Source organism: Flavobacterium psychrolimnae, assembly GCF_003312425.1.
Classification (GTDB): Bacteria; Bacteroidota; Bacteroidia; order Flavobacteriales; family Flavobacteriaceae; genus Flavobacterium; species Flavobacterium psychrolimnae.
On the sequence record NZ_QNUX01000002.1, the window covers coordinates 95428 to 112322 of the forward strand.

Genomic DNA, 16895 nt, shown 5'->3' on the forward strand with positions numbered 1-16895 from the left:
AAAATTTAACGTAATGACTTTGGGGATTTACCGCCTTTTTGATATTATTTTATTATTTACTTAACCAAACTCGCATCAATGACAGTAAACGATCTACATCAATTGGTTTAGTGATGTAATCATTAGCGCCAGCATCAATACATTTTTGTTTATCGTCTTTCATCGCTTTTGCGGTTAGGGCAATTATGGGTAAGTTTCTGAATTTTATTTGGGATCGTATGCGTTTCATTGCCTCGTAACCGTCCATTTCTGGCATCATAATATCCATTAAAACTAAATCAATATCATTATGAACTTCAAGCATATTCAATGCGTTTTTTCCGTCTTCGGATTTTATGACTTCCATTCCACGTTCTTGCAATATTTTTGATAAAGCAAAAACATTTCGCATGTCATCATCTACCAGCAAGATTTTTTTAGACTGAAAAATTGCCTCTTTATCGTGCAAATTATGAATCATAATTTGTTTTGATTTTGGCAAATTACTGACGGTTCGGTGAAGAAAAAGGGCAGTTTCATCCAGCAATCGTTCTTCTGATTTTATGCCTTTTATAATAATGCTGTCTGAGTATTTGTGTAGAAGATTATTTTCTTCTTTAGTAAGTTCCTTTCCGGTATATACGATAATAGGAGGAAGGTTGTGGCCTTTCATTTCGCCTAGCGTATGGATCAGTTCAAAGCCAGTCATGTCAGGCAATCCGATGTCCAGAATAATACAATCTATGTGATTATTTTCAAATATTGCTATCGCTTCTTTTCCAGTCGCCGCTTCGTAACATTCTACATCACCGGTTCCAATGAGTATTTTCATTGCTTTTCTGGAATTTTCACTGTCTTCAATAATCAACAGTTTTTTTATTTTTCTATCCACAAAATTCTCAATCCTGTTGAATGCCTGTTCCAGTTCGTCTTTTGCTATTGGTTTCATCAAATATTCTACCGCACCTTCTCTGATGGGTTCCAGCGAACGGTCATTTGCGGATATAATATGCACCGGAATATGTCTTACGGAAGGATTAACTTTTAATTCATGTAACACTTGTTTTCCTTTGATTCCCGGCAATCCCATATCGAGAATGATGGCTTGTGGTTTGTATTTTGCAGCAAGCAAAAGCCCGTCTTCGCCAGATGAAGCGGACAAGCATTTGAATCCTTTTTTGTTCGCTTGTTTTAAAAGTATAGCAGCAAAATTTCGATCATCTTCAATGATTAGTACTATTTTATCATCGGCATTTATGACTTCTCTATCGTCTTGAATGGTTGGATAATTTAAATATTTAACATCATTCTCGGAGCGTCGCGGAGTCGAAATTGGTTGCACGGGAATTTCTTGCTCAGCTTCTTGCGTAGGGTAAATTGCTAGTGGAATAATAAGCGAAAATGTTGATCCTTGGTCTAAATTACTGTCTACTTTTATTTCTCCTTCCAATAATTTAGCAAGTTCTCGTGAAATAGAAAGTCCGAGACCTGTACCGCCATATTTTCTGGAAGTACCGCCTTCCGCTTGTTGAAAAGCTTCGAATATAGCCGATTGCTTGTCTTCTGATATTCCAATTCCTGTATCAGTAACAGAAATGTTCAAAGTAGTTTCCGTATAAAGTTCGATGCGTATAATTACACTTCCATTTTCGGTGAATTTGATTGCATTGGATAAAAGATTTTTCAATATTTGATTCAATCGTTGCGAGTCAGTATTTATGAAATCAGGTAAATTTGATGCTAATTCACACAATATCGTTAATCCTTTTTGTTCCGCTTGATGTTTAAAATCACGAAGTAAATTATGACTGAAATTTTTGATGTATACTTTTTCAATATTTACATTCATTTTCCCGGCTTCAATCTTGGATAAATCCAACACTTCATTTATTAATACAAGAAGATCATGACCACTTTTATAAATTATTTCTGCACTTTCAACTTGAACTTCGTCTAAATTTTTCTTTCTGTTTTCGGATAAATCTTTTGAGAGAATTAATAAACTATTCAGTGGCGTTCTTAATTCATGCGACATGTTTGCAAGAAATTCCGATTTGTATTTACTGCTGATTTCAAGTTGTTTTGTTTTTTTCTCAATATCATTTTTGGAAGCTTCAACTTCTTTATTTTTTTCTTCCAATGATTGGGTTTGCTCTTCCAATTCTTCATTGGTCATCTGCAATTCCTCTTGCTGTTGCTTGAGATTTTGTGCTTGTTGTTCAAGTTCTTCATTTAGCTGTCTCAGTTCTTCTTGCTGTATTTGAAGTTCTTCCGCTTGATTTGAAAGCTCTTTGTTGGCAAAACTTAATTCAACAGCTCGTTTTTCTTTCTCCTCATTTTGATACGCTAGTTCTTCATTTGCAATCGCTAATTCAGCTGCTCTTTTTTCTTTTTCGTCATTTTGATACGCCAATTCATTATTAGCAATAGCTAATTCTGCAGCTCTCAATTCTTTTTCTTCAGCTTGTTGAACAGTATTTATGCTGATGGCAATACTTCTCATTGAAACATTGATGAATTCTTTTTCAGTTTCGGTAAAATCACTAAGCTTACCAATTTCTATAACACCTATGGTTCTGCCGTCAAGTAAAATAGGAGTAATGAGCAAATTTTTTGGCTTCGCATTCAGTACCGATGACGTAATTCGGATCTGATCTTCTGATATATCTGTCAAAGAAATTTGTTTTTGTTCCCACGCAGCCTGACCAATTAATCCTTCATTTAATTTGAAAATTTCGGTGGTGTCTTTGGCTGAACTAAAAGCAAATTTTCCAGTTAATTTCAAAGTATTATCCTTTTCATTAAATAGGTAAACGGCGCCAATATTGGCTTTCATGTAGGTACATAAAAAACTGATTGTATTATTTGCCAGTTGAATTATGTTTTGATCGCCAATAAGTTTTTCGTTAAGTTCAGCATTACCTGTAAGCAACCAATTTTTTTCAGCAGTTTCCGACTCTGAATTTTTTAAAGCCTTCAAATTTTTAGCAATGATGGTGTATACTGCGATAAGAATCATCCCAATAACCAACAATAATACCGCAAAAACAAAATTAAACTTACTCGCATCATTCTGACTTTCCTGAACTCTTTGAGCAAGTAATATACGTTCTACTGCTTGTGCTTTTTCAATTCTTTTTCTTATTTCATCTTGAATTTGTTTTCCCTCACGTGAAGCAACAAAAGTTTTGGCTTTTTCAAAGTTATTTTTCCGAAGGATAACTCCTTTATTTAAATTCTCTAACCTAAGTTTGAATTGCTTTGTAAGTTCCTCAATGTTTTTTTGTTGAGTGGAATTGTCTTTAGTTAGTTCTTTTACCTTTTCAATTTTCTCAATTATCTTCGAATTAGCTGTTGAAAAAGGTGTCAAAAAAATAGCATCGCCTGTTATTATATATCCTCGCACGCCAGTTTCTGCATCAATGGAAGATTTGAGTATTTGTTCGAATTCATATAAAACCTGATTGGAATGGTTTACTAAATTATTTGAAGCAACAAATTTTTCAGTGTTTTTAAATGAAAAAATCGCAACACAAAAAAGTACTATCGCACAAGCAATAAATCCAATAATTATTTTTCTTCCTAGGTTCATTTGATAGTATTATTTGTAATATTGATGCTGATTATTTGTTCTTGTGATCTATTTTTAGCAGTAACTCAATTATTTTCTCTAATGATAAAACATGATCCGGGATTATGGCTGCAATTGCTGACTTTGGCATATATTCAGATTCAGCTGTTGTTGGATCTTGAATAATAGCTAAACCACCGTATTTCTTTATTCGAATAATTCCATTTGTTCCATCACTGTTAGATCCTGTAAGTACTATTCCAATTAATTTATTTTTAAAGACCTCGGCGGCTGATTCAAATAACACATCGATTGATGGTCTGGCAAAATTTACACGTTCGTCAATTGTAAGTGAAAAAGTTTGATCCTTTTCAATCATCAAATGATAGTTTGGAGGAGCAATGTAAATGTAGCCTTTTGTAATTTTTTCTTTTTCATCAACTTCTTTTACATTCAGTTGACTTTTTTCATTTAAAAGATGAATCCAATGACTATCAGATTTTGAGCTTAAATGCTGTACAATGATAATTGGAATACTAAAATGTATTGGTAAGGATGAAGATAAAAACTTTAAAGCTTTCATTCCACCAGAAGAAACTCCTATTACAATTGCTTCATAATACATTTTTAATATTTCTTTTTAAATATTCTTTGTTTTGTGTCTAACTCGATATAATGGGCGTACAAATCAGAAAATCGTAAACTTTCTTTTGATCCCAAACATAAAATACCACCATTTATGAGGCTGTTATAAAAAAGAGTCTGAACTTTATTTTGTAAATTTTTATCAAAATAAATCAGCACATTCCGGCATAAAATTAAGTTTACTTCTGCAAATACACTGTCGGTTACTAAATTATGATTTGCCCAAACAATATTTTTTTTCAAGGACTGATTCATAATAACATTATCATAATTGGAAGTATAATAATTCGAAAAAGATTCTTTTCCTCCAGCTAATTGATAATTAGACGTATATTCTTTAATCATTTTATTCGAAAAAATACCATCTTTGGCGCGGTTCAAAGCCATCTGGTTAAAATCAGTTGCGTATATGGTTGTACGTTCATACAAACCTTCTTCTTGTAAAAGAATAGCCATGGAATAAGCTTCTTCCCCAGTGGCACAGCCAGCATGCCATATTTTTATAAAGGGATAGGTTTTCAAAATTGGAATAACATTTTCTCGTAATGACCTGTAAAATAAAGGGTCACGAAACATTTCTGTTACTGTAATAGATAAATCCTGTAAGATTTCTGATGCAAATGTGGCATCATTTAAAACCTTTGATTGGATTTCAGCAATATCTTCGAATTGCGATACCGCCATTCTATTCATAATCCTGCGCCTGATATGGGCTTGGGAATACTCTCTGAAATCATAACCATATTTCTGAAAGATAGCTTCCAATAGCAATGAAATTTCCAAGTCTGATGTCTCTTTATTTCGCATCTTTTTTTAACAATTTTGGTTTTTATTTTGGAACAAATCAAAAAAACCAGTTTTAATCTTTACCTTAAATTTGAACAAAACAGCATGTATTACATACGATCCATGTACCAATTTAATTCTTTCTCCATTTTTTGGTATTTAAAAATAGCGGTAATTATTTTTTGTAATCTAACGAAAGCTGTTTCGCTTTTCACTACGTAATCAAACGCTTTGTGATGCATGCAATTTACCGCCACTTCAATTTTATCTTGAGAGGATAACATTATAACCGGAATCTCAGGATTGAAAGCTTTTACTTGATCAAGGGTTTCAAGACCGTTCATTGCATTTTCAACAATTCCATCCAGTTGATAATCTAATATTACTACATCAGGATTATTAGACAAATTTGCAATGCAAAGTTCTCCGGTTGGATAGGTTTCGACTATAAAATCAGCATTTTCTAAAAATTCAATTTCTAGTGATTTCAAAAACAATGCATCATCGTCTACAAGAAATATTTTCACTTTATCGTTGGTGTTCATTATATGGTATTTTTAATTATGTTTAATTCTTCTTGAAGTTCCTCGCAGGCTAGTAAGCAAATTTTTTCCAATTCCAAAACCAGATCTGCTACTCCTTCGGTTTTTTCTTGTGCCATTGCAAAGTCTTGGATTTTTTTGGCCATATTTTCAAAATCAGGACTAATACCCATTATTGAAAAAGATGGAATCATTTTGTGTGCTGCCGCGCCTAATAATTCCCAGTTTTTTTCTTCAAAACTTTGTTTAATAGTATTGATTAATGGCGGCGTTTGTTGTAAATATGAAGCTATCATTTCCACCATTAATGCGGGATTCGATTTAGTTCTTTGGTTTAAATAAACCAAGTTAATATATTTTATTTTTTCCTTTACAACCGTCATGTCTTTTTGCTTTTCAGCAAGTTTAACTAGTGCAGGTTTTTTTAATATCGTTACAATTTTACTGTATAGCAATCTCTCGTCAACTGGTTTTGCAAGGTAATCATTCATTCCAACTGCTTTACATTTAGCCAAATCGACTGTGGTTACATCAGCAGTTAAAGCGATAATTGGTATTTTTGACGTCATGGTATTCCGAATGTATTCTGTAGCTTCAAAACCATTCATTACTGGCATTTGCAAATCCATCAGAATGATATCGTAATCATTATTTTTTAGTTTTTCAATGGCTATTTTTCCATTTTCAGCCATATCGTACTGAAATCCAAAATCATCTAATAATGTTTTCATTAGCAATTGGTTGAGAGGAATATCCTCAACGACCAGTACTTTTATGTTTTTTACTTCAGAATCTAATTCTAGTATTTCATTTTCTAATTCAGCATCAGCATTAGCTTTTTGAAAAGGAAGAGTAAAACTAAATGTTGAACCCTCATTAACTTTACTTTTCACAATAATGTTACCGCCTTGTGGTTCTATTAATTGTTTCACGATAGCAAGTCCTAAACCTGTTCCGCCGTACAATCTTGAAGTTCCACTGGATGCTTGTTGGAAATTTTCAAATATTTTTTCAATTTTTTCTTCGGCAATACCAATTCCTGTGTCTGTTACAGCAAATTGTAGAATTACGTTTTCAGCATCTTCATGTAACAAATCAACACTTACAGTTATTTTTCCTTTCGTTGTAAATTTTACTGCATTACTAACTAAATTTAAAATAATTTGATGCAAACGAACCGGATCGCCTATAATATTTGTTGGAATTTTATCATCATATACCTGAATCAGGTTCAAGTTTTTCTCTTGAATTTTAGTTTCAAACAAATGCAACATTGCACTTATTGAAGCTTTCATTTTGAATGGTATTTTTTCAAAAGTCATTTTACCGGAATCTACTTTTGCTAAATCCAGAATGTCATTAATAAGAACGATTAATGCGTCGCCACTCATTTTTATAGCTTCTAAGTATTCTTTTTGCTTAGTAGTTAAGTCTGTTTTCAAAATTACTTTTGTAAAACCGATAATAGCATTCATCGGCGTACGAATTTCATGACTCATATTAGACAAAAATTGTTGCTTTGTCTTTACAGCATTTTTAGCAATAATAGTAGCACTCTCTGCACTTTTCTTTGCTTCTTCGGCAATTTCAGTAGCCAATTCAGCAAAAACACGAGCCTCAATTAATTCAGTAGCGATTCTTTTTTGTTCAGTGACATCTCTAGCAACAATTACAACACCTAAAACATTTCCTTTATCATCTTTATAAACAGAACCGTTGAATAAAACATCGGTTAATTTTCCGTCTTTATGTCTGATGGTAAGAGGTGAATCAGCAACAAATCCTTTTTCAAATACTTCTTGATATACTTCTCTCGCTTTTTGCTTTTGCGTAAAATAATCAAAAAAATCAGAATCAGTAAGTTCTAGTCGTGTCATACCAGTACTATTCACCAATGCTTCGTTCATATCGGTAATTTTTCCTTTGGTATTTATTGTGACCAATGGATCATGGCTTGCTTCAATGAGACTTAAAGAATATTGAGAAGCTAATTTTGCAGTATAATTGAGCTCATTGAGTTCTTTATTTACAATTTCTCTCTTTTTCTTTTCCTTATTTTGAAATAGTAATTCTTTATTAGCAATTACTAACTCAGCGGCACGTTTTTCTTTTTCATCATTTTGATATGCCAATTCTTTGTTGGCAATCACTAATTCCGCTGCTCGTTTTTCTTTTAATGTGTTTTGAAAAGTAAGCTCTTCATTGGCAAGTACCAATTCAGCAGCCCGTTTTTCTTTTTCATTGTTTTGATACGCAAGTTCTTTGTTCGCAATTTTTAGATCTAAAGCCCATTTTTGTTCGGCTATATCTCTGGATACAATCACTAATCCTAATGCATTTCCAAGATCGTCTTTATAAACTGACCCATTAAATAATACATCAGTTAGTTTGCCTTTTTTGTGATGAAGCGTAAGAGGAGCAGCCGTCACGTATCCAGTTACAAAAGCTTCTTGATATACTGCTTTTGCTTTTTGAGGGTCGGTAAAATAATTAAAGTAATCAGAACCAATCAAAATGTTACGATTTATTCCCGTAATATTTACCGTTGCTTCATTAACGTCCGTAATTTTCCCTGCAGTATTTATTGAGATTGTAGGGTCTAAACTAGCTTCAATCAAGCTTCTGGCATATTTTGATACGTGACTATATATGATTTCTATTTTTATTAAAAAATTGATTTAATTATTTTTCCTACTTACCAATTTCCTCAATTGGGTTGCGTCTTTTGTCTTTTAATTGTTTAAAATGAGAAGGGGATAGGCCAGTAACTTTTTTAAATTGACTGGATAAATGAGCAACACTACTGTAATTCATTTTCCATGCAATTTCCGTAATATTCAATTCTCCGTAAATAATCAACTCTTTAATACGTTCCGTTTTATGGGAAATTATAAATTGTTCAATTGTAGTTCCTTGTACCTCAGAAAATAAGTTAGACAAATAGGTGTAATCATGATTTAATTGTTGGCTCAAATAATCCGAAAAATTAATTTTAATGGGTTCAACCGTATGGTGCACCATTTGTATAATTACATTTTTAATTTTTTCGATTAACATGGATTTTTTATCATCCATCAATTCAAGTCCTGAATCTAAAAGTGCCGCTTTTAAGAGTTGTCTTTGCTCCATAGAAATATTTTCCATGATTTCTACTTCACCAAGATCAACAACCATAAAGTGAAGTTTCAGCTTTTTCAATTCCTCTTTCACTGCCATTTTGCAGCGATTGCTTACCATGTATTTTATATATAGTTTCAAATATTTTTATTTTACAGTTTGCGCAAATTTACTTTTTCAAATTAAAGATACATTATAAAATTATAGTTTTAAGTTATAAAATAATCTGTAGTCAAGGCTTATTTGTTTTTTCAGACTTATTTCTCAAATTAAATTACGTTTTAAACGCATATAATTATCTGATTTTGTTGGTGTTATGTTGTTTTTATTAGTACTAAAATAAATAATTATTTAGAAAAGAATCACTTCTTTTTTTCTATTTTTTTTTTAAATTTATTTCTCTTATCATAGTTTTCTTCAATAAAGAAACTGATATCATTTTTAATTATAAAGTATAGTTTAATCCTCGTATCCGTTTTTTATCGTTGTTGAAATCATTTTGAACTGTACATTCGCATTAAATGAATGTGTGGAATGTGCTGGTATAATTATTCCATCTCCCAATTTGAGAGAGTGTTTTATTTCATCAATAAATATTTCGGCTGTACCGTCTATTATTTGCACATAGTTATCAAAAGGGGAAGTACGTTCTGCTAATTCTTCGCCTGCATCAAATGAAGAAGCAGTTATGTTGCCAGTTGTTTTTTTGATGATAGTTCGACTTAAAACGGCATTGGGAACATATTGAATAATTTCTACAATTATATGGGATTGCGATTTTTTTAACTCGCTATTGTCGACTGAATTGATCTTGAGGGACATATTTTTTTTATTTCTTTAGGGTAATATATAAGGGTTTAAAGGTAATTTTGGTGAATTAAAAATTTGTTATATAATTATTTTTAAAGCTTACTTAATTATGACTTTAATTTTTTATCTTAATTGGCTATTTTTTTTAATATGTAAATTCTTATTTTTTAGTTTACAACTATATTAAATATTTTGCTTTACTCTTATTTTTAAATTAAAGCAAGAATTATTAGACAACAAACTTTATAAGAAGAATTTAATTGGTAATTAATTCATTGGAAAAGAATTAACCCAATCTAATGATTTTATGGAAGAAACTTTGTTTTCTGAGTTCATCGTGACACGAAGTTCTTTATTTGCAACTTTTTTCGAATACAAAGCTTTGTAGCGAAAAACGGTTGTGTTTTCGAAGTTATTTCTGTAGGCCTCCACTAATTGAAGATCAATAAAAGTTCCATAATACTGACGAAATCTATTACATGTTTTTGATAATCGCTCAACAGTCGTGTTTTTTATTACTGATGGTGTTGCTTCACTTGAAGTAAAAGGTTTGAATTTAGAGGTATTACAGGTCATCAAAACTCTTTTTCCTAATTCATAGGCTTTACTTTTTTGAGTTTCACTAATTTCAGCTAATCCAAGTTTTTCGATTTTAGCTACTTCTGGTTCTGGCTCAGTGACTACTTTTTTTGATTTACATCCAACAAGTAAAAGAATAGTCAAAACAATAATTAATTTTTTCATGATTTATTTTATTTTTAATAAGATATTAGGATCTGGACAGTTTTCTAAATAGTGATTTAAATCACTTGCGCTGCAGACACCGGGATAATCGCCAAAGGAATTTGTAATTTTTTTTATAATTTGAAAATGTAAATGTGGAGCATAATCCCCATTTACAGAAGCATCACCCAAAGTGGCTATTTGCTGTCCTTTTTCATAAGCATCTCCAATTTCAATGTGACTTATACTTTCTAAGGATAAGTGTCCATATAAGGTATAAAAAGTGTGCTCTTCAATTTTATGTTCTAAAATTATAGTTGGACCATAATCTCCCACGCCCGTATTGTAATTAAAACTATGGATAAATCCGTCAACTGCAGCTAAAACAGGTGTCCCCGCTTTAATCCATAAATCTAAACCAATGTGAATGTTGCGTTCTTCGGTTTTCGAATCGTTGAAGATTTCACTTCTTTTATATAAATTTCTAATTTCGTTATAGCCTCCGTAGGCTACTTTGGCATTGTTTTCCATCAAATAGCTTTCGATATATTTTTCGAAATCTACAGCATTATCAATATTACGTTCTCTAAGAGTTTCATTTTTATTGGATAAATCCAAAGGAATATATTGATTATAATCAATTTTTGCGTCTATCACTTTAACATTTTCAATGTCGTGCAAGAGCGTTTCTAATGCTATCATTTATAGTAATTTTTTTAAAACACTAAAATTAAATAAAAAATGCCAACATAAAAATTTTACGTTGGCATTATAACTTATAATTTTGAATTAATGCTTTCAATTTTTTTAGAAAACTAATTTCAAAATAGCGTAAAGCGTCTTTATTTTTTAAAAACGACTTTCACTTTTGTGAATTATATTCGATTACTATTTTTTTATTTCCACTTTAGCTTCTCCACCAGAAACATTCACGCTAGTTTTAGTTTTCCCATCTTTGGTAGTCACGTTTACTCCGTCAGTACTTATTTTTATGGCAGTACTGTCTTCAGCTTTGGTTGTAACTGTGGTTGTTTTTTCGTTAGTAGTAACTTCGCTTGAAGTTTCTGTTTGTGTTGCAGGTACAGCGACTTCTTCTTTTTCTTTGCAGGAAACAATAGTAATCATTGCCAGCATTCCTAAAATCAAGCTTATTTTTCTCATTTTGTTTGTATTAAAATTATTAAATTAAAGAACAAGATAGCATTTTATTTGTTTATCTGAATTCGAATTTAAAATAAAAAAAATCCTAACCATTGCTGATTAGGATTTATATCTTAAAATAAATTGATTTTAGTAAAGACTAGGATATTTTGAAGGGTTTACTTCATTCATCATTTCATAGACTTTTTCAAAAATATCTTCTGCAGAAGGTTTAGAGAAATAATCTCCATCTGTTCCATAAGCTGGTCTGTGGGCTTTTGCAGTAAGGGTTTGCGGTTTACCGTCTAAATAATTATAAGCGTCTTGTTGCTCAATTATTTGTTGTAAAATATAAGCTGAAGCGCCACCAGGAACATCTTCATCAATTACCAACAGACGATTTGTTTTAGCAATACTTTTAACCACATCTTGATTGATATCAAATGGAAGCAAAGACTGTAAGTCGATTATTTCGCAATCAATTCCAACTTCAAGTAATTCTTTGGCGGCTTGCTGAACCAATCGCAAAGTAGAACCATACGAAACTAATGTAATATCACTTCCTTGTTTCAAGGTTTCTACAACTCCAATTGGCGTTTTGAACTCACCATAATTCAACGGCATTTTTTCTTTTAATCGGTAGCCATTCAAGCATTCGATCACTAAAGCAGGTTCATCACATTCTAACAAACTGTTATAAAAACCGGCTGCTTGTGTCATGTTTCTCGGTACCAAAACGTGAATTCCACGGATGGCATTGATAATCATTCCCATAGGAGAACCAGAATGCCAAATTCCTTCTAAACGGTGGCCACGCGTACGTATAATTAATGGTGCTTTTTGTTTACCGACTGTTCTGTATCTGAGTGTAGCCAAATCGTCACTCATGATTTGAATGGCATATAATAAATAGTCTAAATATTGAATTTCAGCAATTGGACGTAAACCTCTCATAGCCATTCCAATTCCTTGACCTAGAATGGTAGCTTCACGAATTCCAACATCGGCAACGCGAAGTTCTCCGTATTTTTCCTGCATCCCTTCTAAACCTTGGTTTACATCACCAATAGCTCCTGCATCTTCTCCAAAGATTAATGCTTCAGGATATTTAGTGAAAATAGCATCAAAATTATCACGCAAAATCATTCGTCCATCAGTATCTTCTTTTGCATCTTCAGGATATACCGGTAAAACTTTTTCAACAGAAAACACATTTAATTCAGTTTCTGAAAATAAATTACTGCTAAAATTCTTTTGGGTTTTAATTGTATAATCTGTAATCCATTGCGATAATTCTTGCTTTCCATTTTCATTAAGGATTAAACGCAATACTTTTCGGGCTGTTACCAAAATTTCCTTTTTCAAAGGAGATTTGATTCCGCTTAAATCAGCAATGAATTTTAATATTGTTTCCTTATTATTACTAGATTCCCCTATTTTTTGCAATAAAGCAACTAATTCTTTTTGCTCTTCAACGATAGGTTCTATAAAAGCATTCCAAGCGGCTTTTTTAGCCTCTAAAACGTCTTTTTTAGCTTGCACATCAATAGCTTCGATTTCCTCAGGCGATGCAATATTAATCGCAATCATCCATAATTTCATTTGACGAATACAATCAAAATCTCTTTCCCATGCCAATCGGTCTGCGTTTTTGTATCTTTCATGTGAACCGGAACTCGAATGTCCTTGAGGTTGCGTCAATTCATTTACGTGAATCAAAACTGGAATATGATTTTCTCTGGCAATTTCAGCAGCTTTCTCATAAGTAGCAATCAAGTCCGCATAATCCCAACCTTTTACTCTTAAAATTTCAAAACCGTTGGTATCGTGTTCCCTTTGGTATCCTTTTAAAATTTCGGAGATATTTTCTTTTGTAGTTTGGTGTCTGGCGTGAACAGAAATTCCATATTCATCATCCCAAACACTCATTACCATAGGAACTTGTAAAACTCCGGCGGCATTTATTGTTTCAAAAAACAGGCCTTCGGATGTACTTGCATTCCCAATAGTTCCCCATGCAATTTCATTTCCTTCATTAGAAAAATTAGAGGCATCTGGTATTCCTGAAACTTGTCTGTATATTTTTGATGCTTGAGCAAGACCTAATAATCTTGGCATTTGTCCCGCTGTAGGAGAAATATCAGCACTTGAATTTTTTTGTTTTGTTAAGTCTTTCCATGAACCATCTTCATTTAAACTATGCGTTGCAAAATGACCGCCCATTTGTCTTCCGGCTGACATCGGATCTTGTTCAATATCAGTATGACCGTATAGTCCGGCAAAAAACTGTTGCATTGTAAGTTCACCAATAGCCATCATAAAAGTTTGATCGCGATAATATCCAGAACGGAAATCGCCATTTTTGAAAGCTTTTGCCATTGCCAGTTGTGGCACTTCTTTTCCATCACCAAAAATCCCAAACTTGGCCTTTCCAGTCAATACTTCCTTACGTCCTAATAAACTGCATTCTCTGCTTATTATGGCTGTTGTATAGTCCTTTAAAACTTCGATTTTGAAATCTTCAAATGTCAATGTAGTATTGGTTTTTTCTTTTATCATAATTGAAAAGTATAACTTTGAATTGCAAATTTACTTAAAAACAACCTCTTTTCATAATACATTGAAAAAAATAGAATTTAATTTTTATAATTTATTCCATGAAAAAGAACTTTATTTTTTTGCTATATGTAATTTTATACTTTAATTACTGAGAATAGTTTAATAAATAGGGGTAATAATATTAGATTAGAACCATTTTCGATTAAAAAGATTGATTAATGTTTTAGGAGAAAAAGTTACAATAAAACGTATTTTTTCATTGTAATTGTCTTGTGAAATTTCCCATCCATTGCTGGAATACACCGGAAAATACAATTCAAAATAGTCTGTGACAAGATTTAGCCGAATCCCACTGTCATAAACAAATCGTTGTTTCACATCCTTATTTTTAATAAACCCAACATCTCCGTACGCTTCAATCCAGTTCCAAATACTATAACTTGCATTAAAGCTGGTAATCCATCGATTGGCAAATGGAGTTGCAATTTTTGATTTAAAACCACCTTCTGCAACTACATATTGTTGACTAAATAGTCCCGTACTTTCGGATCTACCAAAATAATTGTAATCAAAAAGGTAATCCGTGGGTCTGTCTAATGCAAAACTGAAAAAATCGGATTGCGTTTTATTGTACAAAAAACTTCCTGCGTAGAAGCGTAAATTAATTTGGCGATTGTCTTCAAAGAGTTTTCGGTATTCAATTTCACTAGTGATTTTTCCAAATTTTCCAGAAATTTGTAAATCTGTAGTGAAATTAAAATGATTTGTAACCTCCGTTTTTGTATTAATGTATCTCGCATCAAAAACCGAATAATTTTCAGGGGAATTATCAATAACCAAAGCACTTTTCTCTTTATTTACAATTACTTGTCGAAACAAGAAAAGTTGTTTTCTGTTATCTCTAAAATTAGGTTCTCTAATGCGCAACTGTATGGCCGGATTTAATCTAAAATATGACGCATCTTCCGCATAATGAAAATAGGAACCGCTGATAGAATATCGGGCATTATATAGGTTGCTTTTTCTAAAATTTTGGTTGACTACAAATACAGCTGAACCGGATAAATTATTCGATTTAGTAGAGTAGGACGGATTCACATCAAAAATAAAAGGTTTTTCCAGAATGGTTTTATTGTGCAGTCGAAGTCCCGGAGTTATACCATCGTATAAATTGTAATATATTGATGGAACATACAATACTTGATTGTAATACGGGTCTTCCAAGTCTTTCATAAATACAAATTTAACGGGGCGATTATTTGGAAAAAAACCTTCTAATTTCTTCCAGTTATTTCTTAAATTGTATTCTGGCACTTCGTTTTTCAGATTTAATACGATCTTATCAATATTATTTCTTGGAATCGTAAAGGTGCTGTCGCATTCTTCAATATCCAGCCATTGCTTAAAAACAATTTCTCCTTTTTTGGTACCATAAATCGGAATCGGAATAGGAGTTCCTGTGCGGTTTTTGACAGAAAAAGTGATGCTGTCTTTGGTTTTTGTTACGCTCGAAAATTTATAATCAATGATATCTCTTGAATTAATAATGGTATTAAAAAACCAATTGATATCCTTATTGCTATTTGATTTTATAATTGTTTCAAAATCAGATCTGGATACCTGCGTAATTCTGTTTTTTTCATAAAATTGTTTAATACTGTTTGGGACAGCATTGTTTTGTAAATAGTCATCAAGAAACCGAATGCTCAGTCCCGCCCTATATTTACTGGCTATTTGTTCGTTGAATTTTACTAAAGTATTTTTTGGATCCCCTAAAGGCTGATCGAGATTTTTTCGAGCCATCAACATATAAAAATAACTGTATTGACCATTAAAATCAATATTAGTAAGATTGAAACTTTTAAGCAAGCGGATGTTAGAGGCACTTCCCATCATTTTTGTTTTGGGATGATTTTCGTCCATATATTTCATCATTGCATAAACCTGAATTCCATCATAAATCCAATTATCTTTTCTTGGATCCAAATGCAAGCTCTTTTTTAAATATTCATTTAAATACGTTTTTAAAAATTTAATTTCGAAAATAAATTCATCTGGAAAGGGACTTAAAAATGACGGAAGTTGATTTAATCCATAAAAAGGATTTTTTTCGTAATCAGTTTGCGAAACTATAATCTTCTCGTATGGATATTTTCCAATTAAATTATTGGCAAAGTTTACAATTCGGTCAATTACAATCGCTTTTTGAATATTATCTACTTTGTTGTTTTTTAAATCAGTAAGCACATCAACAGAACTATTTCTGTAACTTTCAAAACTTGATTTGGTTTCAATAATCAAACTGAAATCAGTTCTGTTATTTCCCGATAATCGGTAATATAAAAAGTCATCATTCCCAAATGTTTTCTCACTGTTTAAGTCGGAACTGGCTTCTAAGGTTCTCGGGATTTTAAGATCAATTTCAAAATCAGAAACGGCATTTGCAATATCATCCAGATTGTTATTACTGTTTTTTACAAAAGAATGATTTTCATATCGGGCAGGAGTGAGATACCAGTTTTTCAAGTTAAAACTACCATTGTTAGAGTAGCCATATTTGGTAAACTTTTCGTTGGGAATTTTGGTAATATAGGAAAGATGTAAAGCTACTTTTTGATTTGGAAGTAACGGATTTTTAAGTTCAACAACAATATAATCAGGGTTTTTCTCTGTTCTTTGCCAAGATAAAAACTGCTGAGTTGCATCATTAACAATCAAATTTATTGTACTTCCGCGTTCCTCTTCTTTGGCTAAATGGAAGCCTCTGTAAAATTCATCCGAAAACCGCTTGGCAAGTGGTGTATTTTTGTTGGAAAATGCATGATTCCAGTCATTCAAAACAATCGAGTTCAAAGTGTCATCCGACTGATTTACAAAAATAATTTCCTGCTTGATAGCCAGTGTTTTATTAGCAGCATTAAGCTCAACTTTCATCTTAGATTGATGCTGGGCATATTGATTGAATGAAGTTAATAAAATAAGGAAATGGAGTGTTATTTTAAGATATGCTTTCAAATTTCGGT

The 16895-nt window shown here is 32.1% G+C and carries 12 protein-coding genes; all 12 read right to left on the reverse strand.

Annotated elements, in window-relative coordinates:
• Window positions 1-52: 52 nt before the first annotated feature.
• Window positions 53-3571, reverse strand: a complete 3519-nt coding sequence (locus DR980_RS02690) for a response regulator (RefSeq protein WP_113633728.1) — start codon at window positions 3569-3571, stop codon at window positions 53-55.
• 31 nt (window positions 3572-3602) lie between these two features.
• A complete protein-coding gene (locus DR980_RS02695) occupies window positions 3603-4175 on the reverse strand; it encodes a chemotaxis protein CheB (protein ID WP_113633729.1) in 573 nt (190 codons plus the stop codon).
• Between the two features lie 2 nt (window positions 4176-4177).
• Window positions 4178-5002, reverse strand: a complete 825-nt coding sequence (locus DR980_RS02700; protein WP_113633730.1) for a CheR family methyltransferase — start codon at window positions 5000-5002, stop codon at window positions 4178-4180.
• 89 nt (window positions 5003-5091) lie between these two features.
• Complete coding sequence (locus DR980_RS02705; protein ID WP_113633731.1) at window positions 5092-5526, reverse strand: response regulator; 435 nt, start codon at window positions 5524-5526, stop codon at window positions 5092-5094.
• Complete coding sequence (locus tag DR980_RS02710; RefSeq protein ID WP_244199244.1) at window positions 5526-8141, reverse strand: ATP-binding protein; 2616 nt, start codon at window positions 8139-8141, stop codon at window positions 5526-5528. Before DR980_RS02710 ends, DR980_RS02705 begins: the two co-directional genes overlap by 1 nt.
• Before the next feature lie 73 nt (window positions 8142-8214).
• A complete protein-coding gene (locus DR980_RS02715; RefSeq protein WP_113633733.1) occupies window positions 8215-8760 on the reverse strand; it encodes a helix-turn-helix domain-containing protein in 546 nt (181 codons plus the stop codon).
• A gap of 339 nt (window positions 8761-9099) precedes the next feature.
• On the reverse strand, window positions 9100-9462 hold the full coding sequence (locus tag DR980_RS02720; RefSeq protein ID WP_113633734.1) for a cupin domain-containing protein: 363 nt from the start codon (window positions 9460-9462) through the stop codon (window positions 9100-9102).
• A gap of 255 nt (window positions 9463-9717) precedes the next feature.
• Window positions 9718-10194 (reverse strand): hypothetical protein, encoded by a 477-nt coding sequence (locus tag DR980_RS02725; protein ID WP_113633735.1) that lies wholly within the window; start codon window positions 10192-10194, stop codon window positions 9718-9720.
• A gap of 3 nt (window positions 10195-10197) precedes the next feature.
• Complete coding sequence (locus tag DR980_RS02730) at window positions 10198-10875, reverse strand: peptidoglycan DD-metalloendopeptidase family protein (RefSeq protein ID WP_113633736.1); 678 nt, start codon at window positions 10873-10875, stop codon at window positions 10198-10200.
• 186 nt (window positions 10876-11061) lie between these two features.
• Window positions 11062-11334 (reverse strand): hypothetical protein, encoded by a 273-nt coding sequence (locus DR980_RS02735; RefSeq protein ID WP_113633737.1) that lies wholly within the window; start codon window positions 11332-11334, stop codon window positions 11062-11064.
• A gap of 129 nt (window positions 11335-11463) precedes the next feature.
• Complete coding sequence (locus DR980_RS02740; protein ID WP_113633738.1) at window positions 11464-13872, reverse strand: alpha-ketoacid dehydrogenase subunit alpha/beta; 2409 nt, start codon at window positions 13870-13872, stop codon at window positions 11464-11466.
• Window positions 13873-14058: 186 nt separating this feature from the next.
• Complete coding sequence (locus DR980_RS02745; RefSeq protein WP_113633739.1) at window positions 14059-16806, reverse strand: gluzincin family metallopeptidase; 2748 nt, start codon at window positions 16804-16806, stop codon at window positions 14059-14061.
• Window positions 16807-16895: the final 89 nt, after the last annotated feature.

Bases quoted from the DNA above. Each gene is read 5' to 3' on its own strand.
- DR980_RS02725 (WP_113633735.1), bottom strand. From the start codon at position 10,194: ATGAAAAAATTAATTATTGTTTTGACTATTCTTTTACTTGTTGGATGT.
- DR980_RS02735 (WP_113633737.1), bottom strand. From the start codon at position 11,334: ATGAGAAAAATAAGCTTGATTTTAGGAATGCTGGCAATGATTACTATT.
- DR980_RS02690 (WP_113633728.1), bottom strand. From the start codon at position 3,571: ATGAACCTAGGAAGAAAAATAATTATTGGATTTATTGCTTGTGCGATA.
- DR980_RS02705 (WP_113633731.1), bottom strand. From the start codon at position 5,526: ATGAACACCAACGATAAAGTGAAAATATTTCTTGTAGACGATGATGCA.
- DR980_RS02695 (WP_113633729.1), bottom strand. From the start codon at position 4,175: ATGTATTATGAAGCAATTGTAATAGGAGTTTCTTCTGGTGGAATGAAA.
- DR980_RS02715 (WP_113633733.1), bottom strand. From the start codon at position 8,760: ATGGTAAGCAATCGCTGCAAAATGGCAGTGAAAGAGGAATTGAAAAAG.
- DR980_RS02745 (WP_113633739.1), bottom strand. From the start codon at position 16,806: ATGAAAGTTGAGCTTAATGCTGCTAATAAAACACTGGCTATCAAGCAG.
- DR980_RS02730 (WP_113633736.1), bottom strand. From the start codon at position 10,875: ATGATAGCATTAGAAACGCTCTTGCACGACATTGAAAATGTTAAAGTG.
- DR980_RS02740 (WP_113633738.1), bottom strand. From the start codon at position 13,872: ATGATAAAAGAAAAAACCAATACTACATTGACATTTGAAGATTTCAAA.
- DR980_RS02700 (WP_113633730.1), bottom strand. From the start codon at position 5,002: ATGCGAAATAAAGAGACATCAGACTTGGAAATTTCATTGCTATTGGAA.
- DR980_RS02720 (WP_113633734.1), bottom strand. From the start codon at position 9,462: ATGTCCCTCAAGATCAATTCAGTCGACAATAGCGAGTTAAAAAAATCG.